Source organism: Pseudidiomarina indica (genome assembly GCF_900104245.1).
Classification (GTDB): domain Bacteria; phylum Pseudomonadota; class Gammaproteobacteria; order Enterobacterales; family Alteromonadaceae; genus Pseudidiomarina; species Pseudidiomarina indica.
On the sequence record NZ_FMXN01000003.1, the window covers coordinates 112,633 to 133,526 of the forward strand.

Genomic DNA, 20,894 nt, shown 5'->3' on the forward strand with positions numbered 1-20,894 from the left:
AGGTAACAGGTTATGGCATACAGTGACAAAGTAATCGACCATTATGAGAATCCACGTAACGTTGGCTCATTTGATAAAGATGACCCGAATGTTGCAACCGGCATGGTAGGTGCACCAGCGTGTGGTGACGTCATGCGGTTACAGTTGAAAATTAGCGATGACGGCATCATTGAAGATGCGAAGTTTAAAACTTATGGATGTGGTTCAGCGATTGCGTCGAGCTCCCTGGTCACCGAGTGGGTGAAAGGCAAATCAGTGGAAGAAGCTGAGCAACTGAAAAATACCGCAATTGCAGAAGAACTTGCATTACCACCGGTAAAAATTCACTGCTCAATTTTGGCAGAAGATGCAATCAAAGCGGCGATTGCCGATTATCGCAACAAGAAGCAAGCAGGTTAATTGGGTTAGCAGATGGCAATTACCATGACTGAAGCGGCGGCCAAACGCGCACGGACGTTCCTCGAACAACGTGGCAAAGGAGTCGGTATCCGCTTAGGCGTAAAAACAACAGGCTGTTCAGGCTTGGCGTACGTGATGGAGTTCGTTGACGAAGTTGAGGATACCGACACCGTTATTGAAGACAAAGGCATTAACATCATTATTGATGGTAAAAGCTTGGTCTACCTAGACGGGACTGAAATCGATTTCGTCAAAGAAGGGCTGAACGAAGGCTTTGAGTTCCGCAACCCGAACGCCAAAGGCGAGTGTGGTTGTGGAGAAAGCTTCAACGTATAACAATGCCTGAATCGCATTAGGTAAGTCATGAATCATTTTGAACTGTTTGATCTTCCCGCCGCATTCAATATTGATGCGGCGGTATTGCAACAGCGTTACCGAAAATTGCAACAAACCATGCATCCAGACCGTTTTGCTCACGGCACGGATCGGGAAAAGTTACTTGCCGTGCAGCGAACAGCTCAGCTGAATGATGCATATCAAACGCTGCGCTCTCCCTTAACACGTGCAGAATATTTACTGGCCATGCGCGGGGTTGAATTAGCGCATGAGCAAACCACGGTGAAAGATCCTGAGTTTTTGATGGCCCAAATGGAATGGCGGGAACGCATTGCGACAGTGAAAGACTGGTCCATGCTGGAATCAGCCTATAAAGATTTGCAAGAAGAAATGCGTGATTTACAGGTCGCGCTGGAGCAATTCTTAGCGGCTGGCGCGGATCAAGACGCCGCGTTAACTGTGCGTAAATTAAAGTTTATGCATAAACTCCATCAAGAGCTGGAGCGGATTGAAGATCGACTCGACTAACGACTCACGAACCACGCCAAGAATTTAGAGGTACCCATGGCATTATTACAAATCGCCGAACCGGGGCAAAGTACCGCGCCTCACCAACATCGTCTCGCAGCAGGAATCGATTTAGGCACGACCAATTCATTGGTGGCGAGTGTCCGTAGTGGCTCGGCGACCATCTTGCGTGATGAACAGGATCGCGCCATGTTACCTTCGGTGGTGCATTATGGCGCAGCCACCCCGGTGGTTGGCTATGAAGCCATCAGCAAACAAGCTGACGCTTCCATCGCCACCCAAGATACCATCGTCTCAGTAAAACGTTTTATTGGCCGCACAGTGGCCGATGTTCAACGTCATTTTAGTAATCTCCCCTACCATATGAGCGAAACCGAGCACGGGGTTCCGGTGTTTCACACCAGTGCTGGTGAAAAAAATGCGGTGGAAGTCTCAGCCGATATTTTGCGAGCACTTGCGGCACGTGCGGAAGCATCATTAGGAGGGGAACTCACGGGTGTGGTGATTACCGTTCCTGCCTACTTTGATGATGCCCAACGTCAAGGAACGAAAGATGCTGCTCAGTTAGCGGGCTTAAATGTATTACGCTTGCTTAATGAACCAACGGCGGCTGCAGTCGCCTATGGCTTGGATTCAGGCCGAGAAGGCATTATTGCCGTGTATGATTTGGGTGGCGGAACCTTTGATATCTCTATTTTGCGTTTGCAGGGTGGTGTCTTTGAGGTGCTCGCAACTGGCGGTGATAGCGCGTTAGGTGGGGATGACTTTGACCAAAGCATTGTGCGTTGGCTGAAAGAACAATGGCAGCTTCCTGAGCAGGTTGAAGCACGCACCGAGCGCGAATTAATTAATGCCGCGAAGCAAGCCAAAGAACAATTAACAGAATTAGACAGCACGCTGATTGATTGGAATGGACAGCAGCTTGAGCTGACGCGTAGCCATCTCAATGCGCTGATTGAAAATCTTATCCGGCGTACCTTAACTGCATGTCGACGCGCATTGAAAGACGCTGGCGTGACCGCTGATGATGTCCTCGATGTGGTGATGGTAGGGGGCTCAACCCGCGTTCCTTTGGTGCGTGAGTTGGTGGGCGAGTTTTTTCAACGCGAACCGCTTACTTCCATTAACCCCGATCAAGTGGTTGCCATCGGGGCTGCCATCCAAGCAGATATTCTTGCGGGTAATAAACCCGATTCAGACATGTTATTGCTGGACGTGATTCCACTTTCCCTTGGGCTGGAAACCATGGGCGGGTTGGTCGAGAAAGTGATTTCACGCAATACCACAATTCCAGTCGCCAAAGCACAAGAATTCACCACCTTTAAAGATGGTCAAACCGCCATGATGATTCATGTGGTGCAAGGCGAGCGCGAGCTGGTGGACGATTGCCGTAGCTTAGCAAGGTTTGTGTTGACGGATATTCCGCCGATGGCAGCTGGAGCAGCTCATATTCGGGTCACTTTCCAAGTGGATGCCGACGGGTTGTTAAGTGTTACCGCAATGGAAAAATCAAGTGGAGTGAGTGCTTCGGTACAGGTGAAGCCGTCTTATGGCTTGGCCGAAGAAGAAATCACCCAGATGATTCGCTCGTCCATGACCCATGCGAAAGAAGACATGGAAGCACGGATGTTGCGCGAGCAACAAGTCGAAGCCGACCGTGTGCTTGAAGCACTCATGAGTGCATTAGCCGCAGATGCAGAATTATTATCAGCAGCTGAACGAGACACCTTAGCGCAAGCCATGGACGAACTACGCCACGCGCGTCAGGGAAGCTCTGCTGAGGTGATTGAGCAAGCCATCGAACGGGTTGATCAAGCCAGTGCCGATTTTGCTGCTCGCCGAATGGATGCAGGAATACGTAAAGCGCTCGCTGGTAGCAACATTGACGATATGTAAGCGTGACCAAGTTAGTTTTTACCAGCTGGGAAACGTCGAGCTGGTCCAGATGAGGTAGTTAGAATGCCAAAAATTATTTTTCTTCCCCACCATGAGCTGTGCCCTGAAGGGGCGGTGGTCGAAGCGCAAGATGGTGAGAGTGTATTGGATGCTGCACTACGGAGTGGCATTGGAATCGAGCATGCGTGTGAGAAAGTTTGCGCATGCACGACCTGTCACGTGCATATTCGTGAAGGCGGCGATTCGCTCAATGATATCGAAGAAAATGAAGATGATATGCTCGATAAAGCATGGGGCTTAGATCCTGACTCACGGTTAGGATGCCAAGCCCGTGTAAATGGCGAAGATTTAGTGGTTGAAATACCGAAATACAGTATTAACCACGCACGCGAAGGTTAAGCTAATTTGCTGGCAAAGGTGCGTCGAAACTTCGCGAGTTTCGGCTGCACCACGGCTTGGCAATACGCATTTTCAGGATTACGCTCAACGTAATTCTCATGGTAGGATTCCGCGGGCCAAAATACCGTGATCGCTTCGAGTGCTGTAACGATAGGTTGAGGCCACACCTGTTCTTGCTCCATTTCAGCAATGATTGCTTCTGCCGCTAGGCGTTGTTCGTCTGTATGATAAAAAATTGCGGACCGATATTGCGTTCCAATGTCATTCCCTTGCCGATTTAATTGGGTGGGATCGTGGATCGCAAAGAATATTTCTAAAATTTCCCGTACTGAAATAACGGTTGGATCAAAGGTTAACTGTACGACTTCCGCATGCCCCGTTTGTCCGGTACATACTTCTTCATAGGTTGGGTGTTCCGTGTGCCCACCGGCATAACCTGATTGCACTTCGGTAATGCCCCGTACTTGCTTATAGGCACCCTCGGTGCACCAAAAGCAGCCCCCGCCTAAGGTAATTTGTTGCGTCATAGTGACTCCATGAAAGAATGATTGGCCGTCTAAGCGGCCAAATTATTTTTTCAAGATACGCCTTTGCAGGGGCTTTGTAAAGCATTGAACTCGACCTTTAGGCCCGTTCTTTAAATGGGGACGTGCCAGGTCAACACCCAAAAGTCGAGACCGTCGTTAGGGCGTGCTAAATCAGCTTGTGAATAGTGTGCATAACTAAAACTTAGCCGTGCTTCAGAGATGGGGTCGTATTGCCAGCTTAAGCCAATGCGGTCTTCGAACTGGAAAGAAATGGATAAATCACGATCAGAGATCTGTTGGTCATCCAATAGGGACACACCAATCCCAGCTTCAAGGAAAAGTGGGCGATTCGATTGCGTTAACGTCCATTGCAAGACCGGGCTAAAGGTTAATGCATTCAGGCGGTCGTCGGAATGACGCGAGTTGACCCAAGTATTTAAGCCCAGCTCCCAGTGGACACGCGGTGAGCCCACCAAGGCGAACCACGACTCTGGCAAAATTTTGGGGCCATCAGTCCAGCGATAACCGACGCGTAGCCCATTTAAATGATCGGTGGAATAGCTGGCGGCAACATGCAATTCATCGGCCTGCACAGGGGAGCTTAACAGGGCTGGCAAGAGCAACCCTCCCAACAGCACCCCAAATGTTTTGTTCTTAATATTTTTCATACGCCTACATCCTTACAACAAGCGTTCCTTGCAAAACAAAAGGGCTATTATTTTACATACATTCATGCATGTATGTAAGTTTTGGGGGTGTTATTTAATCGAACGCAGCAATCGATTTTTTCGAATGAGTGAGAATTGACAAAACGGTGGATTCACTAGCTCTAAAGCTGGCTTTTCGGTATAATCCGCGCGATTTCAATTTTGCTTATTAATTCAACTTAATCGGAGAAAACCATGGCTTTAGAGCGCACTCTTTCAATCATCAAGCCAGATGCCGTTGCTAAAAACGTCATCGGCGCAATCTATCACCGTTTTGAAACAGCAGGTTTCCGTATTGTTGCTGCTAAAATGATGCACTTAAGCACCGAGCAAGCCGAAGGCTTCTATGCTGAGCACAAAGAGCGTCCTTTCTTCCGTGCTCTGGTTGATTTCATGACCTCTGGTCCAATCATGGTACAAGTGTTAGAAGGCGAAAATGCGGTTAAACGCCATCGTGACATCATGGGTGCAACCAACCCAGCCGACGCATTGGCGGGAACCTTACGTGCAGACTATGCTGTATCTATTGATGAAAACGCAGTGCACGGTTCAGACGCACTCGAATCAGCGGCTCGTGAAATCGCCTACTTCTTCACTGAAGAAGAGCTTTGCTCACGCACTCGTTAATTCATTAACATCACACACAGCAAGCCATTTACGACAACGACTAACGGTTATCCATGAACATTAATGATAAGAAAGTAAATCTCCTTGATTTGAACCGTCACGCCATGCGTCAGTTCTTCGAGGAATTGGGAGAAAAACCATTTCGAGCCGATCAGGTGATGAAGTGGTTGTATCATTATTGCGTGGATGACTTTGAGCAAATGACGAATCTCAATAAGGGATTACGTGAAAAGCTCAGCCAAGTGGCCGAGATTCGTGCTCCGGAAGTTCGTCTGCAACAACAGTCAGCGGACGGCACGATCAAGTTTGCGATGACGTTATTCGATGGTCAAGATGTCGAAACTGTCTGGATTCCAGAACGGGATCGGGCCACGCTGTGTGTGAGTTCGCAGGTTGGGTGCGCGTTAGAGTGCACCTTCTGCTCAACCGCCCAACAAGGGTTTAACCGTAACCTTCGGGTGGCGGAAATTATCGGCCAAGTTTGGCGGGTGAATAAATTATTGGGGCCATTTGGGGAAACTGGGGTGAAACCCGTGACCAACGTGGTCATGATGGGCATGGGAGAACCCTTGCTCAACTTGGCGAATGTGGTTCCTGCCATGGATTTAATGCTGGATGACAATGCTTTTGGTTTGTCAAAACGCCGCGTGACCCTGAGTACCTCAGGGGTGGTGCCGGCCCTTTATAAATTAAAGGAAGAAATTGACGTTGCTTTAGCCATTTCGTTGCATGCTCCGAATGATGAATTGCGTAACGAAATTGTGCCGATCAATAAAAAATATAATATTCAAGAGTTTCTACAAGCTAGCCGCGATTATATTGAAGGCTCGAAAGCCAATAAAACCATTACCATCGAATACGTGATGTTGGATCATATTAATGACTCCATGGAACAGGCGGCAGAATTAGCGGAATTATTGAAAGATACTCCTTGCAAGATTAACCTCATTCCATTTAATCCATTCCCAGGTTCTGATTATGGTCGTTCGTCGAATTCGAGAATCGACCGATTCGCAAAAGTGTTGATGGAAAAAGGCTACATTGTTGTGGTGCGTCGCACGCGTGGCGACGATATCGACGCTGCTTGTGGTCAGCTGGTGGGTGATGTGATTGACCGGACCAAGCGCATTGTCAAGAAACAACAGGCCCAACGGGGTGGTGCCGAAATTTCTGTGAAACCCGTTTAACTGCCGTTGATAACTGTCCGCGATAACTTAGTGAGCCAGTAGTGATTGGCTCCTCCTTACCAAAACTTCCTCAATGGATTGCTTCTGATAGCTTGATCTGACCTGAATAACCGTTAAGATAACGGTCTTTACAGGGGATTCGTGATGCGAATAATGCTGCTGATGGTGTTGGCTGGGATGCTGACCACAGGGTGTGCGCAACCAAGGTCGCACAATGATGCGGCCGCAAACACGCGGTTAGCGCTGGGCTTACAGTATTTGCAAGGGGGCAACCTGGAGCAAGCAAAAGCAAATTTAGTGCGAGCCCTGCAGCATAGTCCTCAATCCGCCAATGTTCAGGCTGGGTTGGCGCATTATTACCAGCATGTTCATGATTGGCCAAAAGCAGAGCAGCATTATCAACGTGCCATTGAATTAGCTCCAGAAAATGGTGATAACTATAACAATTTAGGCGTATTATTATGTCGCCAACAACGCTATGCCGCGGCGCAGCGAATGTTTCAGCGAGCATTGACGCAGCCCAGTTATGCAAAACTGGCCACCACGTACCAAAATGCGGCCCATTGTGCGCAACAACAAGGTGATTCAGCTCAGGCAAGAGCATTGCTAAAACTTGCTCGTATTCATAGTACGGGTGAACGTCAGTAGGCATCTCGCCACCACTGATGAATTTTGATAGACAATTAAACAGCGATAAATTATGGCATCTGAACACGAACAAGAGCACGACCACGTACAAGAACAAGATCAAGAACAGCAGGTTGCGTCGGGTCCGGCGAGTGTCACTCCGGGGCAGCTATTGCGGGCTGCACGAGAAGAAAAGCAGTGGACCACACATCAAGTGGCCGCCATGCTGCGGCTGCGCGTGAGTCTGGTGGAGCAATTAGAAGCTGATAATTACGATAAAATTGAACCGACGGCGTATGTGCGTGGTTATTTGCGCATGCTTTGCAAAGTGTTAGAGCTTGACGAAGGTCAATTGATGGCTGCGTACCAGCAGATGGGCTTTGCAGAAGTTGCCCCTGCTGCCATTAACATGAAAAGCTTTTCAAAACGCAAAACCCGCGAGCGCAATGATCATCGATTAATGCTGATCAGCTATGCTGTTATTGGGGTTGTGATTGCAATGGCGGTAATTTGGTGGTGGCAAGATATGCAAGCCGAAGGGCTGTTTGGTGGCGAAGACGCTGATGCTCGTTCCACGGTTGCGGTTGAAACAGTGACGCAGCCTGCCCCTGTGGTGACACCGCAAGTAGAAGAAACGGCTCCGCCGGAAGCCGCCGTAGTCGATGACTTGTTTGAGCTGACGGAAGATGAGCCTGTGTTCGAGCCAGTGGTCGAGGATGCGCCACCGGCCGATGAAATGATTGCAGACGTCATTGCGGAAACCACTGAGGACACGACTGAGGAAGCTGCGGCAGAAACTGTACGCGCTACCGAGAATCCATTGGTCGATGAGCCACTGGCGAACTTACATTTCACCTTCAGCGGCGAGTGCTGGGTGAAAGTGACGGATGCGACGGGCCGGGAGATTGCTATTGGAGTGAAAGCAGCGGGCTATGAAATGCCGCTGACGGGAACGCCGCCGTTTGATATTATTGTGTGCAAACCTGAATTCGTCACATTAATCTATAATGATGAGCCGGTCGATTTGAGTGGTTATCGCCGTAATCGAAGCGTTAGCCTCACGCTCGACTAATCGTTACGAACCCAACACGCGAAATGAGCATGACTTATACACCCCCAATTCAGCGCCGTCCTTCACGTCGTATTTATGTCGGTAACATTCCAATTGGGGATGGTGCCCCGATTGCTGTCCAATCCATGACGAATACTGAAACCACCGATGTGGCGGCAACAGTGAAGCAAATTCAAGCCATCGCTAATGTCGGGGCTGACTTAGTACGAGTCAGTGTTCCTACCATGGACGCTGCCGAAGCATTTCGGTTGATCAAAGAGCAAAGCCCGATTCCCGTGGTGGCCGACATTCATTTCGATTATCGGATTGCTTTAAAAGTAGCTGAGTACGGGGCAGATTGCTTGCGTATTAACCCAGGGAATATCGGTAATGAAGAACGCATTCGTGCTGTTGTTGATGCGGCTCGTGACCGCAATATCCCGATTCGGATTGGTGTCAATGGCGGGTCGTTAGAGCGCGAATTGCAGGAAAAATATGGTGAGCCTACGCCTGCAGCCCTAGTCGAATCAGCCATGCGTCACGTGGATATTTTAGATCGCCTTAACTTTCATGATTTTAAAGTTAGCGTGAAAGCATCGGATGTATTCCTTGCCGTTGAGTCGTATCGATTGCTCGCGCAACAAATTGAACAGCCGCTGCACCTTGGAATTACTGAAGCGGGTGGCATGCGTAGTGGTGCCGTGAAGTCAGCGATTGGGCTCGGCATGCTGTTGGCGGAAGGCATTGGTGACACCTTGCGAATTTCGCTAGCGGCTGACCCGGTGGAAGAAATAAAAGTTGGTTTTGATATTCTTAAATCCTTGCGCATACGTAGCCGCGGCATCAACTTTATAGCCTGTCCGAGTTGTTCGCGCCAGGAATTTGATGTGATTGGTACCGTCAATGCGCTGGAACAACGGCTCGAAGATATTACTACGCCAATGGATGTTTCCATTATCGGCTGTGTGGTTAATGGTCCTGGTGAGGCGTTGATTTCTCACGTGGGTTTAGCAGGCGCCAAAAATAAAAGCGGATTTTACCTGAACGGTGAGCGGCAAAAAGATCGGCTCGATAACGAGAACTTGGTGGATGAATTAGAAAAACGCATCCGTGACCAAGTAAAACGGCTATCTGCCGAACAGATTCCCGTGAAGCAAAAATAAAGCTGCGGTATACTGTGCGCCATTTTTCGTATTAGGTTAATCGAACGTGGCAAAAAATATTCAAGCAATTCGCGGTATGAACGACATTTTGCCGAGTGACACGCCAGCGTGGCAATACGTTGAAGGCGTGCTTCGGCGCGTGGCCGCACAATACAGTTATCAAGAAATTCGGATGCCGGTGCTGGAAAGCACCGATCTCTTCAAACGCTCTATTGGCGAAGTCACTGATATCGTTGAAAAGGAAATGTATACCTTTGACGATCGAAACGGTGATAGCCTTACTCTACGTCCCGAAGGAACCGCAAGCTGTGTTCGTGCTGGCAACGAGCACGGGTTGTTGTATAACCAAATACAACGCTTGTGGTACTTAGGTCCGATGTTTCGTCATGAGCGCCCTCAAAAAGGTCGCTATCGTCAGTTCCATCAATTTGGCATTGAAGCATTTGGGATGGAAGGCCCGGATATCGATGCTGAAATCATTTTACTCACCGCTCGGTTGTGGCAAGAATTTGGGATTGCTGAGCAAGTTGAGCTGCAATTAAATTCACTTGCCTCGAATGAAGCACGCGCTGCCTACCGTGAAGCATTGCGCGAATTTTTGCGCGCCCATGAAGATGGTTTAGATGAGGACTCCAAGCGTCGCTTAGACACGAACGTGTTAAGGGTTCTTGATAGTAAATCACCAGAGACTCAAGCGATTTTAGCCGATGCTCCCAAGCTGTCTGATTATTGGGATGATGAATCACGCGCTCACTTTGATGGTTTATGTCAACGTTTGGATGCAGCCGGCATTCGTTACGTGTTGAATGAACGCCTAGTGCGTGGCCTTGATTATTATAACCGTACGGTATTCGAGTGGGTCACGACTGAGTTGGGTGCTCAAGGGACAGTGTGCGCTGGCGGTCGTTATGATGGCCTGGTCGAACAATTGGGTGGTAAAGCAACACCAGCGGTTGGTTTTGCGATGGGAATGGAGCGATTAGTCCTGTTATTAGAAGCGCAGGGCAAAATTCCGCCGTCACCCACGCTTGATTTATACGTGATGGCCGTGACACCCGCAGCGGAACTAAATGCACCTGCTGTTGCCGAACAGATTCGGACAGCACAGCCGCAATTACGTGTTCAGCTGCATAGTGGCAGCCAAAACATCAAGAAAAAACTAGCACGTGCTGATAAATCTGGGGCAACCTATGCTTTGTTAGTCCGTGATACGGATTTTGAGTTAAAGCATTTACGTCAGCGTGAGATTGAACCGGTAGTGTTGACGTCACTCAGCGATTTGAACCTGGGAGTAAACGGATGAATACCGAAGAACAACAAATTGAACAAATAAAAGATTTTTGGCAGGAGCATGGCAAAGGCATTGTGGCGGGGCTGGTGATTGGCTTTGCGATTTTTTATGGCTGGCGTTATTACGGTGATCATGTCCGTACCGAACAGGAAGCAGCATCGGAGCAATTTGAACAAGTCGCGGCTCAATTGTTTGCCGGAGACGGATTGACTGAAGCACAGACGTTTGTCACGTCAAGTAACAGTGCTTATCGCCATTTAGCAGCGATGCAATTGGCAAAAGCTGCCATTGATGCCGGTGATTACGCAACTGCGGTGAGTGCGCTGCAACAAGTGCGTGACGCTGGTGAGCCGGAGTTGGCAGCATTGGCTGCGATTCGTCAGGCGCGTGTGTTGTTGGCGCAAGAGCAATATGATGCTGCGATTGAAGCGGCCACGGCAGCGACTCAGGTGAAAGCATTTGCTGCCAGTGCGTATGAATTGCAGGGTGATATTCTGCTAGCCAAAGGCGATTACGCTGGTGCACGCCAAGCCTACTTGGCTGCTCAGCAGCAGGGGGCTGATGGGTTAGCTGAACTTAAACTGAACAGTATTGTGGCGGGTTCATGAAACACGTAAAAAAACTCGGACTGATTGGTGCGATAGCAGTTTTATTGTCAGGGTGCTCAATTTTCTCTAAAGAAGAAATCACCTACAAGTTACTGCAACCGATTGATGCCCAAATACAACCCCAGGTCGCCTGGAAAACAAGTGTCGGGAAGGGGGTTGGTCATTATTATTCCCAGCTAAACCCCGTGTTTGTCGACGATAACTTAATCGCTGCCGATCGTGACGGTGTGGTCATGGCAATCAACCCCTCCACTGGTAAAACACTGTGGCGTGTTGATTTGCGGACCGACGTTGGGCAGCAGGGTAGCTCTTGGTGGCGTAAAGGCGAACCTTTTCGTATTGCTGGCGGGCTAACCGCAGCAGACGGCGTGGTTTATCTTGGGACTGAGAACGGCGATGTGGTTGCACTTGAGGCTAGTACGGGTGCAGTAAAATGGCATCAAAGTGTCCGTGCTGAAATTCTCGCAGACCCCGCCGTGGGTGGTGGCATGGTTTATCTGGCCGGTTCCACCGGTGAGGTGATTGCACTGGATGATGAATCCGGTGCGGTCAAGTGGCGCAACACCTCTGAAACGCCATCACTTTCATTGCGTGGCACGGCTGCCCCCACATACGCGCAAGGCGGGGTGTTTGTTGGCACCGCGAATGGTAAGTTGGTTGTGTTGGTGTCAGAAAACGGACAACCAGCGTGGGAAACACGGTTAGCGATTCCAACGGGCACGACCGAGCTACACCGCTTGGTGGACGTTGATACGCGCCCAGTTATTTCGGGGCGTCAAGTCTATAGCGTGGCCTACAACGGTGCCCTGTATGCGCTGGACGCAGGTTCGGGCCAAGTGATTTGGCGTCGTGATTACTCGTCTTATCAGAATTTACTATTCGCTGGCGGCCGCTTATTCGTCACCGACGTTGAAGACACAGTGACAGCGCTCGACGCTCAAGGGGGCGTGGAAATCTGGTCTAACAATGATTATACCGGGCGTCATTTAACCGCCCCAGTGCGCTTTAATAATTATATTGTCGTAGGCGATCGGCATGGTTATTTGCATTTTATCAATATCCTCACAGGGGTCACCGAAGGGCGTCTTGAGGTAGGTCAAGATGTGTACACTGCGCCGGTAGCTAGTGATGATACCCTTTATGTACAGTTACGCGACGGCACGTTACTCGCGGTAAGGATTTAACTTAGCATGTTACCAGTCGTTGCTTTGGTCGGGCGCCCGAATGTGGGCAAATCAACCTTATTTAACCGGCTCACCCGTACTCGGGATGCGCTGGTTGCAGATTTTCCCGGGTTAACGCGTGATCGTAAATACGGTCAGGCCAACTACGATGGGTTTCAATTTATCGTTATCGACACTGCCGGGGTGCATGGCGAGGAAGTGGGCATTGACGCTGAAATGGCGGCTCAGTCCATGCGCGCCATTGATGAAGCCGATGTGGTGTTGTTTATGGTGGACGCTCGTGAAGGGGTGACCGCAGCGGATCAAAACATTGCGGACCATTTACGGCGTATCAACAAGACTGCGTTTGTGGTGGCTAATAAAATTGATGGCATTGATGCCGATGCTGCCCGTGCGGACTTCTATGAATTAGGCTTAGGCGAAGTTCACGGCATTGCTGCAGCACATGGTCGAGGCGTTGAGCAACTCTTGAAGACCTGTTTCACTCCGTTGCTTGAAGACTATCCTGATATCTTAGTGCAAGCCCCGAAAGAAGCCACCGTCATCACCCACGATAAAGACGGCAATGTCATTGATGCGGATGGTGCTATCCTTGACGCCGACGGCCAAATCATTGGGCAAGTAAGTGATCATGCCGAAGCCGCGATCGATTATGACAGTTTACCCTTAAAGCTTGCGATAGTCGGACGTCCCAACGTTGGTAAGTCCACACTAACCAACCGAATTCTAGGGGAAGAGCGGGTGGTGGTCTATGATTTGCCTGGAACCACACGTGATTCAATTTATATCCCCATGGAGCGCGATGGGCGCGAATACATTCTTATTGATACCGCTGGCGTTCGTCGTCGTGGACGCATTGATGAGATTGTTGAAAAGTTTTCGGTGATTAAAACCCTGCAAGCCATTGAAGATGCCAACGTGGTGATTGTCGTCATTGATGCGCGTGAGACCGTGTCGGACCAAGATCTGAACTTGATCGGTTTTGCCATTAATGCAGGGCGTTCAATTGTAATTGCGGTGAATAAATGGGACGGCTTAGACCAAGACCATCGTGACGAAATTAAACGCGAACTCGACCGTCGTCTTGGTTTTGTTGATTTTGCTCGAGTGCATTTTATTTCTGCGTTACACGGCAGTGGCGTGGGGAACTTATTTGAGTCGGTGCTTGAAGCCTACGCATCTGCAACGGCTCGTGTGGGTGCCGCAAAGCTGACTCGGATTCTGGAAGCCGCCGTAGATGACCATCAGCCGCCGTTAGTTGGAGGCCGTCGGGTTAAGCTCAAATATGCGCACGCGGGTGGCTATAATCCGCCACGGGTCATTATTCATGGCAACCAAGTGGATTCATTGCCAGGCTCATACAAACGTTATTTAACGAATTATTTTCGGAAGTCACTGGGTGTGATGGGTACGCCGATTAAAGTTGAGTTTCGTGAGTCGGTGAACCCTTATGCGGGGAAGAAAAACCAATTAACCTTGTCGCAGCAGCGCAAGCGGCGACGTCTGATGAAACACCTGAAACGAAGCTAACCTTCGTTTCAGGGGCTATCATTCGTGCTTGAGTTTAGCGATGAACGGTCGCAACATCCTCTGCGGTAAACTCATAAACATTCTGACAGTAGTCACAGGTCATCGTAATGTGACCATCTTCAATTAAAATCTCTTCCAATTCTGCGGGGGAAACGGATGCCAACGCATTCAAGGTGTTCTCTCGCGAACAACCGCACTTGAACTGAACCGGTTGTGCAGGATAAAGCTCGACCTCTTCTTCGTGATACAGGCGATGCAGAACTTCCACCCCCGGTAGGGTAAATAGCTCATTAGCCGTGATTGTTGCGGTCAAATGCTCTAAGTGTTCGAAGTCTGCTGCCGACGTACCCGCTGCAGGCAATACCTGTAGCATCATTCCCGCTGCATGTTCTCCGTCAGCATCTAACCACAACCGCGTATGCAATTGTTCAGACTGCGCAAAGTAGGCTTCTAAGAATGCCGCTATCGAGTCCCCTTCAGCATTCACCACCCCTTGGTAGCGTTCACCCACCAAAGGCGTTATGGTAATGACTAATAGGGCCTTTGCACCTAATAGCTCTTTAAGCGTTTGCGCCTCGGCGGGTAACTCGTCACGCATTCGGGCTACGCCGCGTAACTCTTGCTGATGAGTGCCGTTCACAGTAATAAAGTTAACGGGACCATCGCCATGAATTTGCAGGCTAATTTGACCTTCAAATTTCAAGGTAGCGGTGAGCAATGAGGTTGCAGCCATGAGTTCGCCAAGTAAACGTTGAACCGGTGCAGGGTAATCGTGTCCAAGCATCATGCGCTGGTAACTTGTGCTTAATTGCACCAGTTCGCCCCGCACGTCTTTGTCGATAAAAGTGTAGCGTAATAGCTGATCAGTAGGGTAATGATTCGTTTGCTTACTCATGATTGTTGGGCGTCTGTCATACGAATGAAAAAAAGTTAACGCAGTATACCAGATTCCGCAAATTTGATCTGTTCTCTTGAGGTGAGTAAGGCTAGAATGACTAAAAGACGAATGTGTCACATAATTATAACGAAAGTGTAGTTTTCATCCATGCAAATACAGAACACCCACGTCAACACTGTCCTTACCATCGTGTTTGCTGTGGCCGCAACTTGGCTCGCAGCACAACTGACGTGGCGTTTGGTGACGCCGTCGCCGACCATTGCTGCGGGGCCTATCCGTATGACCGAAACCCCCGCTCATCAGCAAAATTCTGTTCGACCGTTATTGGCCTTGAACCTATTTGGCACGGCCAATGCCGAAGCACCTGTCACAACCGTTAACGCCCCCCGCACCTCACTAAATATTCGCTTGCTGGGAGTTTCTGCTGCGACGGTCGCGTCACGTTCGGCCGCAATTATTGAGCGCAACGGTACGCAACAGGTCTATGGGGTGGGTGAAAAGCTGGATGGCACTGCCGTCGAAATTAAAGAAATTTATGCTGACCGACTCATTCTGGACAATAACGGCCGTTTAGAAACTCTGGAATTGGAAGATATTGGCGAATTAAGTCCAGGCTTATCACTCAGCATGGCGAATAGCGCCAATACCGAAGTTCGGACATCACAGCGGGCGGCAGCGCGCAACCCGAATGTGCAAGCACAAATTGTGTCGAATGAACGCCTTAGCGATGGGTCGATTTTGGATGTCGTACGCATTACCCCAGTACGAGCTGGCAATCGTTTGACAGGTTATCGATTACAAGCCGGACGGCAGCCACAGTGGTTTGAGCAGGTCGGATTCAAAGATGGCGATATTGCCATTGTGATTAATGGCAAGGACTTAACCGACGTCAGGGGGGCGATGGCGATAACCGGGCAACTCGGACAGTTGACGGAAGCGACGGTCACCGTTTTACGAGATGGCGAGACGTTAGATATCCCCATCAGTATGACTGAATTACTTACTGCACTCCCGACCGTCGAACCAGAACAAGAGAATTAAGGGAACCCTATGCAAAAAACGTCATTGGCATTCGCGATTTTACTCAGCTTAGCGCTGGCGAGCTCTCTTCCTGAAGTGAGCGCTCAACAATCGCGTCAGCTGAGCCCGGGCAGTGAGCCAGTGGAATATGCAGCCAGCTTCAAAAATACGGATATTACCGAATTCATTCAAGTGGTTGGTCGAAACTTAGAACGCACCATTATTATTGACCCAGACGTGCGTGGTCGTATCGATGTACGTAGCTACGACGTCATGAATGAACAACAATATTGGCAATTCTTTTTGAATGTGCTGGAAGTGTATGGGTTTGCCACCGTTGAAATGGAATCCGGTGTCATTAAAGTCATGCGTGATAAAGACGCGCGCAATGGGGCGATTCCAGTGGTGGATGATAACTCCCTAGGCGGTGATACTTTAGTCACGCGAGTGGTGCCTGTGGCGAACGTGAGTGTGCGTGAATTAGCGCCATTGTTACGCTTGCTCAATGACCAAAGCGGTGGTGGCAACGTGGTGAGTTATGACCCATCGAACGTGATTATGCTGACCGGCCGTAGTGAGACCGTCCAGCGCCTGGTCGAAATTATTGAACGGGTTGACCGCGCGGGCAACCAAGACGTGACCGTGGTGAAATTGAATCATGCGTCGGCGGCGGAAGTTGTGCGTATTGCGATTAGTTTGTACGAGCGAGTTACTGATGGGACCCCTCCATTATTGATTCCAAAAATTGTTGCTGATGAGCGTACCAATAGTGTGGTGATCAGTGGCGACCCGCGTGCTCGTGAACGCGTGATGGGGCTCATTAAGCAATTGGACCAAGATTTAAAAAGTGAAGGCAATACGCGCGTCTATTACCTGAAATATGCGAAAGCCACAGAGTTGGTCGATGTATTACAAGGAGTGAGCCAGTCGTTACAGGCTGAGCGCGATGGAAGCACCGCGGCGCCTACTCAGGGCGTACCAGGGGCACGCCGTGCTGCCTTGGGGCGCAATAATAGTGCGGTTTCGATTAATGCCCATGAGTCGTCGAACTCGTTAGTTATTACGGCACAGCCTGACTTGTTAGCAAACTTAGAAGGTGTCATTCGCCAGCTCGATATCCGCCGTGCACAAGTGCATGTGGAAGCCATTATTGTCGAAATTATGGAAGGCGATGGCATGGATTTTGGGCTGCAATGGATCAGTGAAGACGGCGGGATGGTTCAATACAACAACGGTCGTCAAGCTGGGATTGGGCAAATTGCAGCGGGAGCTTACCTAGCGCGTGAAGAAGAAGGCCGCGAAACCACCACGGTAGTGGATGGCAATATGGTGACTACCAAAGAACCGAATCGCCGAGGCGATATGACGTTGCTGGCGCAAACATTGCAAAATGTGAATGGCATGATGGTTGGGGTGGTGAAAAATGATTGGGGCGCGATTCTGCAAGCCGTCAGTACCAATACCAACTCAAATATTCTCGCTACTCCTTCATTGATGACCGTCGATAACGAAGAAGCATCCTTTATTGTTGGCCAATCCGTGCCAACCATTACCGGTTCCACCACCGGGGCTAACAATGATAATCCGTATCAGACAGTCAAACGTGAAGATGTGGGGATCAAGCTGAAAGTGACGCCACAAATTAACGAGGGCAGTGGGGTGCAGCTGATTATTGAGCAAGAAGTCTCCAGTATCAGCGGCGCGACAGCAGTCGACATTACCATCAGCAAGCGTGAGTTGAAAACTGTGGTCATGGCGGATGATGGTGAAACCATTGTGCTGGGCGGATTGATTGACGAAGACGTGCAAGAATCGATCTCAAAGGTGCCGATCCTAGGAGATATTCCAGTGTTGGGGCATTTATTTAAAAGCACCTCAACCACCAAAAGTAAGCGCAACTTAATGATCTTTTTAAAGCCGACCATTGTGCGCGATGGCTTAACCGCGTCACAGCTGTCTTCGCGGAAGTACAACTACATTCGGGCAGAGCAAATCAAAGCAGATGATAAAGGAATTTCGTTGATGCCCTTCACGGCGCAACCGGTGTTACCTGAATGGGATGGCCCGCTGACATTGCCGCCGAGCTTTGATGAATATATGCAACAGCAGGAAAGCACCGCGGTCAAAGACGAAGGTGACAATCATGACTGATATCGCGAATGTGGCCGCGCAAGTGGCTCCGCGACGGTTACCCTTTTCTTTTGCTAAACGTTACGGGGTGGTCGTGGCCTATACGGCGAACGAAGACACCCCTGAAGCTGTGGTGCATGCGCGTGAGTCAGTGAGTGCTGCCGCCTTGTTAGAAGTCCGTCGGGTATTAGGGACACCCTTTACCTTGCAACGCCATCCTGACGAGGAATTCGAGGCCATTCTGACCCAAGCGTATCAACGTGATTCCTCCGAAGCGAAACAGCTGATGGAGGATATTGGCAACGAAAGCAATTTATTTTCGTTGGCGGATGAGTTGCCGCAAACCGAAGATTTATTAGAAAGTGAAGATGATGCGCCCATCATCAAATTAATCAACGCCATGCTATCAGAAGCGATTAAAGAAGGTGCGTCAGATATTCACATTGAAACCTTCGAAAAAGAATTGGTCGTGCGCTTCCGGATTGATGGAGTGTTGCGGGAGATTATTCGACCGAACCGCAAGCTAAGTTCATTGTTGGTATCCCGGATTAAAGTCATGGCGCAATTAGACATTGCCGAGAAGCGTGTTCCGCAGGATGGCCGGATCAGTTTATTGATTGCTGGACGAGCGGTGGATGTGCGGGTATCGACCATGCCATCCAATCATGGTGAACGGGTGGTGTTGCGGTTATTAGATAAAAATAATGCACGGTTGAATTTGAAGCAACTGGGAATGACGGAAGCCAACCGTAAGATTTTTGCGGAACTGATTAAAAAGCCCCATGGCATTATTTTAGTGACTGGCCCTACGGGCTCTGGGAAATCGACCACCTTATATGCAGGGTTAACCGATATTAACTCGCGCGACCGTAATATTTTAACGGTGGAAGACCCCATTGAATACGCGATTGATGGCATTGGGCAGATGCAGGTAAACCCCAAGGTAGATATGACCTTTGCCCGAGGGTTGCGTGCTATTTTGCGGCAAGACCCCGATGTGGTCATGGTGGGGGAAATCCGGGACGTTGAAACTGCCCAGATTGCGGTGCAAGCGTCATTAACGGGGCACTTGGTGCTTTCGACATTGCACACCAATACCGCCGCCGGCGCCATTACCCGCTTAGAGGATATGGGGGTTGAACCTTTTTTACTGAGTTCGTCATTGTTAGCGGTGCTTGCGCAACGGTTAGTGCGGACGCTCTGTGATGAATGCAAGGAAACTTATCCTGCTAGCGCGGAAGAATTAGCCTATGTGGCCGGCCTGAACGTGGCGGGGCAAACTCACCTGTATCGTGCCGTTGGTTGCGATAAGTGTAGTCATACGGGCTATCGTGGGCGTACCGGAATTCATGAAATGCTGGTGGTGGATGAGCAAATACGATCGTTGATTCACAACGGCCATGGCGAACAAGCCATTGAGAAATATTTACGTGGCCGCGCACCTTCTATTCGTGATGATGGCTTAGTAAAGGCGTTAGCTGGAATCACCACACTGGAAGAAGTGTTGCGTGTGACGCGTGAGGAGTAAGCGGTGGCAGCCTACTCATTTCAAGCGTTAAACGCCAGTGGTCGCACCACGAAAGGGGTGATGGAAGCAGACACCGAACGTCAGGTACGCGCACAATTGCGTGACCAAGGGCTGATTCCAATTAAGGTGGAACTGGCCGAAAGCACCACCTCAGGCGCCACATCGACCAGCCAAAAGCCCCTCTCAAATTGGCGCAAACGCTTACAAACCCGAGGCGTGAGTGCAGCTGATTTAGCGCTAATTACACGTCAGTTGGCCACCTTGGTTGCCGCTGCGTTGCCGATTGAGCAAGCGTTGCTGGCGGTGTCGGAGCAGACCGATAAACCGCGTCTCCAAAAACTATTGATGGCCGTCCGCTCGAAAGTGGTGGAGGGGTATTCCTTGGCTGAAGCCATGGCCGAGTACGCCCACGTATTCGACCGGCTGTACACCGCGATGGTGGCAGCGGGTGAGCGTTCTGGGCACTTAGATGAGGTATTGAGTCGGCTGGCAGATTACACCGAGCAGCGTAACCGATTGAAAGGGCAATTGATTCAGGCGTTGGTGTACCCGAGTATTTTGACCTTGGTCGCTATCGGTGTCATTATTTTTTTATTGGTCAGCGTGGTACCACAAATTGTCGATCAGTTTACCGGCTTGGGCCAAACTCTCCCGCCGACTACCACATTTTTATTGGCCGTAAGCGAGTTTCTACAACGCTTTGGCATGTATCTACTGGTGGCGTTAGTAGCGGGCTTAACGCTTGGTGCTCAGCTTTTAAAAAAGCCAGAACGGCGTGATCGCTTCGATGCCTGGTTGTTAAAAGTACCTGTCTTTGGGCGAGTGATTAAAGGGGTTAACACCGCGCGCTTGGCACGCACGCTAAGTATTCTGACCGCCTCAGCGGTGCCGTTATTAGATGGTCTGCGGATTTCTGGCCGGGTGTTAAGTAACCGTGCGATGCAAATTGCGGTGGAGGAAGCCGCGGATCGGGTGCGAGAAGGGTCCTCGTTACGAGCGGCTCTTGCGCAAACCAAACTGTTCCCGCCAATGATGTTGCATATGATTGCGGCTGGTGAAAAATCGGGAGAACTTGAACAGTTGCTGGGTCGCGCCGCCGATAACCAAGATCGTGACTTTGAAACTACCATGAACGTGGCACTAAAAATATTTGAACCTGCGTTGATCGTGGTGATGGCTGGGGTAGTCTTATTTATTGTGCTGGCGATTATTCAGCCCATATTGGCATTGAATCAAAGCGTTGGCTTGTAACAACAAG

21 protein-coding genes are annotated in these 20,894 nt (G+C 49.8%); 18 read left to right on the forward strand and 3 right to left on the reverse strand.

Annotated features, from left to right (window positions below; all coding sequences use genetic code 11):
• The first annotated feature begins 12 nt into the window (after positions 1 to 12).
• The 5 genes from iscU to fdx all read left to right on the forward strand — a co-directional run bounded on the left by iscU (position 13) and on the right by fdx (position 3,558).
• Complete coding sequence (iscU, locus tag BLP64_RS03800) at positions 13 to 399, forward strand: Fe-S cluster assembly scaffold IscU (protein ID WP_092591915.1); 387 nt, start codon at positions 13 to 15, stop codon at positions 397 to 399.
• A 12-nt stretch (positions 400 to 411) separates the two neighbouring features.
• Positions 412 to 735, forward strand: a complete 324-nt coding sequence (gene iscA, locus BLP64_RS03805) for an iron-sulfur cluster assembly protein IscA (protein ID WP_092591917.1) — start codon at positions 412 to 414, stop codon at positions 733 to 735.
• Between the two features lie 27 nt (positions 736 to 762).
• A complete protein-coding gene (gene hscB, locus BLP64_RS03810) occupies positions 763 to 1,263 on the forward strand; it encodes a co-chaperone HscB (RefSeq protein ID WP_092591919.1) in 501 nt (166 codons plus the stop codon).
• Positions 1,264 to 1,299: 36 nt separating this feature from the next.
• A complete protein-coding gene (gene hscA / locus BLP64_RS03815) occupies positions 1,300 to 3,159 on the forward strand; it encodes a Fe-S protein assembly chaperone HscA (RefSeq protein WP_092591921.1) in 1,860 nt (619 codons plus the stop codon).
• Between the two features lie 63 nt (positions 3,160 to 3,222).
• Positions 3,223 to 3,558 carry an ISC system 2Fe-2S type ferredoxin gene (gene fdx / locus BLP64_RS03820; protein ID WP_092591923.1) on the forward strand — a complete coding sequence of 112 codons (336 nt, stop codon included), beginning with the start codon at positions 3,223 to 3,225 and terminating at the stop codon, positions 3,556 to 3,558.
• On the opposite strand, the gene msrA is transcribed toward fdx, so the two are convergent.
• Positions 3,555 to 4,085, reverse strand: a complete 531-nt coding sequence (gene msrA / locus BLP64_RS03825; RefSeq protein ID WP_092591925.1) for a peptide-methionine (S)-S-oxide reductase MsrA — start codon at positions 4,083 to 4,085, stop codon at positions 3,555 to 3,557. The two genes, fdx and msrA, sit on opposite strands and share 4 nt — an antisense overlap.
• A gap of 110 nt (positions 4,086 to 4,195) precedes the next feature.
• On the reverse strand, positions 4,196 to 4,753 hold the full coding sequence (locus BLP64_RS03830) for an acyloxyacyl hydrolase (RefSeq protein WP_092591927.1): 558 nt from the start codon (positions 4,751 to 4,753) through the stop codon (positions 4,196 to 4,198).
• A gap of 234 nt (positions 4,754 to 4,987) precedes the next feature.
• Between BLP64_RS03830 and ndk the strand changes: the two genes are divergently transcribed.
• The 9 genes from ndk to der all read left to right on the forward strand — a co-directional run bounded on the left by ndk (position 4,988) and on the right by der (position 14,060).
• Entirely contained in the window at positions 4,988 to 5,419 is a 432-nt protein-coding gene (gene ndk, locus BLP64_RS03835) for a nucleoside-diphosphate kinase (protein ID WP_092591929.1), read from the forward strand.
• A 53-nt stretch (positions 5,420 to 5,472) separates the two neighbouring features.
• Positions 5,473 to 6,606, forward strand: coding sequence for a dual-specificity RNA methyltransferase RlmN (locus BLP64_RS03840; RefSeq protein ID WP_092591931.1), 1,134 nt, complete (start codon positions 5,473 to 5,475; stop codon positions 6,604 to 6,606).
• Between the two features lie 144 nt (positions 6,607 to 6,750).
• A complete protein-coding gene (locus tag BLP64_RS03845) occupies positions 6,751 to 7,254 on the forward strand; it encodes a tetratricopeptide repeat protein (protein WP_092591933.1) in 504 nt (167 codons plus the stop codon).
• A 52-nt stretch (positions 7,255 to 7,306) separates the two neighbouring features.
• Entirely contained in the window at positions 7,307 to 8,305 is a 999-nt protein-coding gene (locus tag BLP64_RS03850) for a RodZ domain-containing protein (RefSeq protein ID WP_092591935.1), read from the forward strand.
• 29 nt (positions 8,306 to 8,334) lie between these two features.
• Positions 8,335 to 9,447 carry a flavodoxin-dependent (E)-4-hydroxy-3-methylbut-2-enyl-diphosphate synthase gene (gene ispG, locus BLP64_RS03855; protein WP_092591937.1) on the forward strand — a complete coding sequence of 371 codons (1,113 nt, stop codon included), beginning with the start codon at positions 8,335 to 8,337 and terminating at the stop codon, positions 9,445 to 9,447.
• Positions 9,448 to 9,493: 46 nt separating this feature from the next.
• Positions 9,494 to 10,750, forward strand: a complete 1,257-nt coding sequence (hisS, locus tag BLP64_RS03860) for a histidine--tRNA ligase (protein ID WP_092591939.1) — start codon at positions 9,494 to 9,496, stop codon at positions 10,748 to 10,750.
• A complete protein-coding gene (locus BLP64_RS03865; RefSeq protein ID WP_092591941.1) occupies positions 10,747 to 11,346 on the forward strand; it encodes a YfgM family protein in 600 nt (199 codons plus the stop codon). Before hisS ends, BLP64_RS03865 begins: the two co-directional genes overlap by 4 nt.
• Positions 11,343 to 12,530, forward strand: coding sequence for an outer membrane protein assembly factor BamB (gene bamB / locus BLP64_RS03870; RefSeq protein WP_092591943.1), 1,188 nt, complete (start codon positions 11,343 to 11,345; stop codon positions 12,528 to 12,530). The genes BLP64_RS03865 and bamB overlap by 4 nt, the downstream gene beginning before the upstream one ends.
• A 6-nt stretch (positions 12,531 to 12,536) precedes the next feature.
• Complete coding sequence (gene der, locus BLP64_RS03875; RefSeq protein WP_092591945.1) at positions 12,537 to 14,060, forward strand: ribosome biogenesis GTPase Der; 1,524 nt, start codon at positions 12,537 to 12,539, stop codon at positions 14,058 to 14,060.
• Positions 14,061 to 14,094: 34 nt separating this feature from the next.
• On the opposite strand, the gene hslO is transcribed toward der, so the two are convergent.
• Positions 14,095 to 14,955 carry an Hsp33 family molecular chaperone HslO gene (gene hslO, locus BLP64_RS03880; protein ID WP_092591947.1) on the reverse strand — a complete coding sequence of 287 codons (861 nt, stop codon included), beginning with the start codon at positions 14,953 to 14,955 and terminating at the stop codon, positions 14,095 to 14,097.
• A 150-nt stretch (positions 14,956 to 15,105) separates the two neighbouring features.
• On the opposite strand from hslO, the gene gspC reads away from it, so the two are divergent.
• From gspC to gspF, 4 genes are read left to right on the forward strand one after another with little or no spacing between them, the layout of a single operon-like run.
• Positions 15,106 to 15,999, forward strand: coding sequence for a type II secretion system protein GspC (gene gspC / locus BLP64_RS03885; protein ID WP_092591949.1), 894 nt, complete (start codon positions 15,106 to 15,108; stop codon positions 15,997 to 15,999).
• Between the two features lie 9 nt (positions 16,000 to 16,008).
• Positions 16,009 to 18,129: a type II secretion system secretin GspD gene (gene gspD, locus BLP64_RS03890; RefSeq protein ID WP_092591951.1), complete on the forward strand. Its 2,121-nt coding sequence runs from the start codon at positions 16,009 to 16,011 to the stop codon at positions 18,127 to 18,129.
• Positions 18,122 to 19,636, forward strand: a complete 1,515-nt coding sequence (gspE, locus tag BLP64_RS03895) for a type II secretion system ATPase GspE (protein ID WP_092591953.1) — start codon at positions 18,122 to 18,124, stop codon at positions 19,634 to 19,636. Before gspD ends, gspE begins: the two co-directional genes overlap by 8 nt.
• A 3-nt stretch (positions 19,637 to 19,639) precedes the next feature.
• Positions 19,640 to 20,887: a type II secretion system inner membrane protein GspF gene (gene gspF, locus BLP64_RS03900; protein ID WP_092591955.1), complete on the forward strand. Its 1,248-nt coding sequence runs from the start codon at positions 19,640 to 19,642 to the stop codon at positions 20,885 to 20,887.
• The last annotated feature ends 7 nt before the right edge of the window (positions 20,888 to 20,894 follow it).

Bases quoted from the DNA above. Each gene is read 5' to 3' on its own strand.
- iscU (WP_092591915.1), top strand. From the start codon at position 13: ATGGCATACAGTGACAAAGTAATCGACCATTATGAGAATCCACGTAAC.
- iscA (WP_092591917.1), top strand. From the start codon at position 412: ATGGCAATTACCATGACTGAAGCGGCGGCCAAACGCGCACGGACGTTC.
- hscB (WP_092591919.1), top strand. From the start codon at position 763: ATGAATCATTTTGAACTGTTTGATCTTCCCGCCGCATTCAATATTGAT.
- hscA (WP_092591921.1), top strand. From the start codon at position 1,300: ATGGCATTATTACAAATCGCCGAACCGGGGCAAAGTACCGCGCCTCAC.
- fdx (WP_092591923.1), top strand. From the start codon at position 3,223: ATGCCAAAAATTATTTTTCTTCCCCACCATGAGCTGTGCCCTGAAGGG.
- msrA (WP_092591925.1), bottom strand. From the start codon at position 4,085: ATGACGCAACAAATTACCTTAGGCGGGGGCTGCTTTTGGTGCACCGAG.
- BLP64_RS03830 (WP_092591927.1), bottom strand. From the start codon at position 4,753: ATGAAAAATATTAAGAACAAAACATTTGGGGTGCTGTTGGGAGGGTTG.
- ndk (WP_092591929.1), top strand. From the start codon at position 4,988: ATGGCTTTAGAGCGCACTCTTTCAATCATCAAGCCAGATGCCGTTGCT.
- BLP64_RS03840 (WP_092591931.1), top strand. From the start codon at position 5,473: ATGAACATTAATGATAAGAAAGTAAATCTCCTTGATTTGAACCGTCAC.
- BLP64_RS03845 (WP_092591933.1), top strand. From the start codon at position 6,751: ATGCGAATAATGCTGCTGATGGTGTTGGCTGGGATGCTGACCACAGGG.
- BLP64_RS03850 (WP_092591935.1), top strand. From the start codon at position 7,307: ATGGCATCTGAACACGAACAAGAGCACGACCACGTACAAGAACAAGAT.
- ispG (WP_092591937.1), top strand. From the start codon at position 8,335: ATGACTTATACACCCCCAATTCAGCGCCGTCCTTCACGTCGTATTTAT.
- BLP64_RS03865 (WP_092591941.1), top strand. From the start codon at position 10,747: ATGAATACCGAAGAACAACAAATTGAACAAATAAAAGATTTTTGGCAG.
- bamB (WP_092591943.1), top strand. From the start codon at position 11,343: ATGAAACACGTAAAAAAACTCGGACTGATTGGTGCGATAGCAGTTTTA.
- der (WP_092591945.1), top strand. From the start codon at position 12,537: ATGTTACCAGTCGTTGCTTTGGTCGGGCGCCCGAATGTGGGCAAATCA.
- hslO (WP_092591947.1), bottom strand. From the start codon at position 14,955: ATGAGTAAGCAAACGAATCATTACCCTACTGATCAGCTATTACGCTAC.
- gspC (WP_092591949.1), top strand. From the start codon at position 15,106: ATGCAAATACAGAACACCCACGTCAACACTGTCCTTACCATCGTGTTT.
- gspD (WP_092591951.1), top strand. From the start codon at position 16,009: ATGCAAAAAACGTCATTGGCATTCGCGATTTTACTCAGCTTAGCGCTG.
- gspE (WP_092591953.1), top strand. From the start codon at position 18,122: ATGACTGATATCGCGAATGTGGCCGCGCAAGTGGCTCCGCGACGGTTA.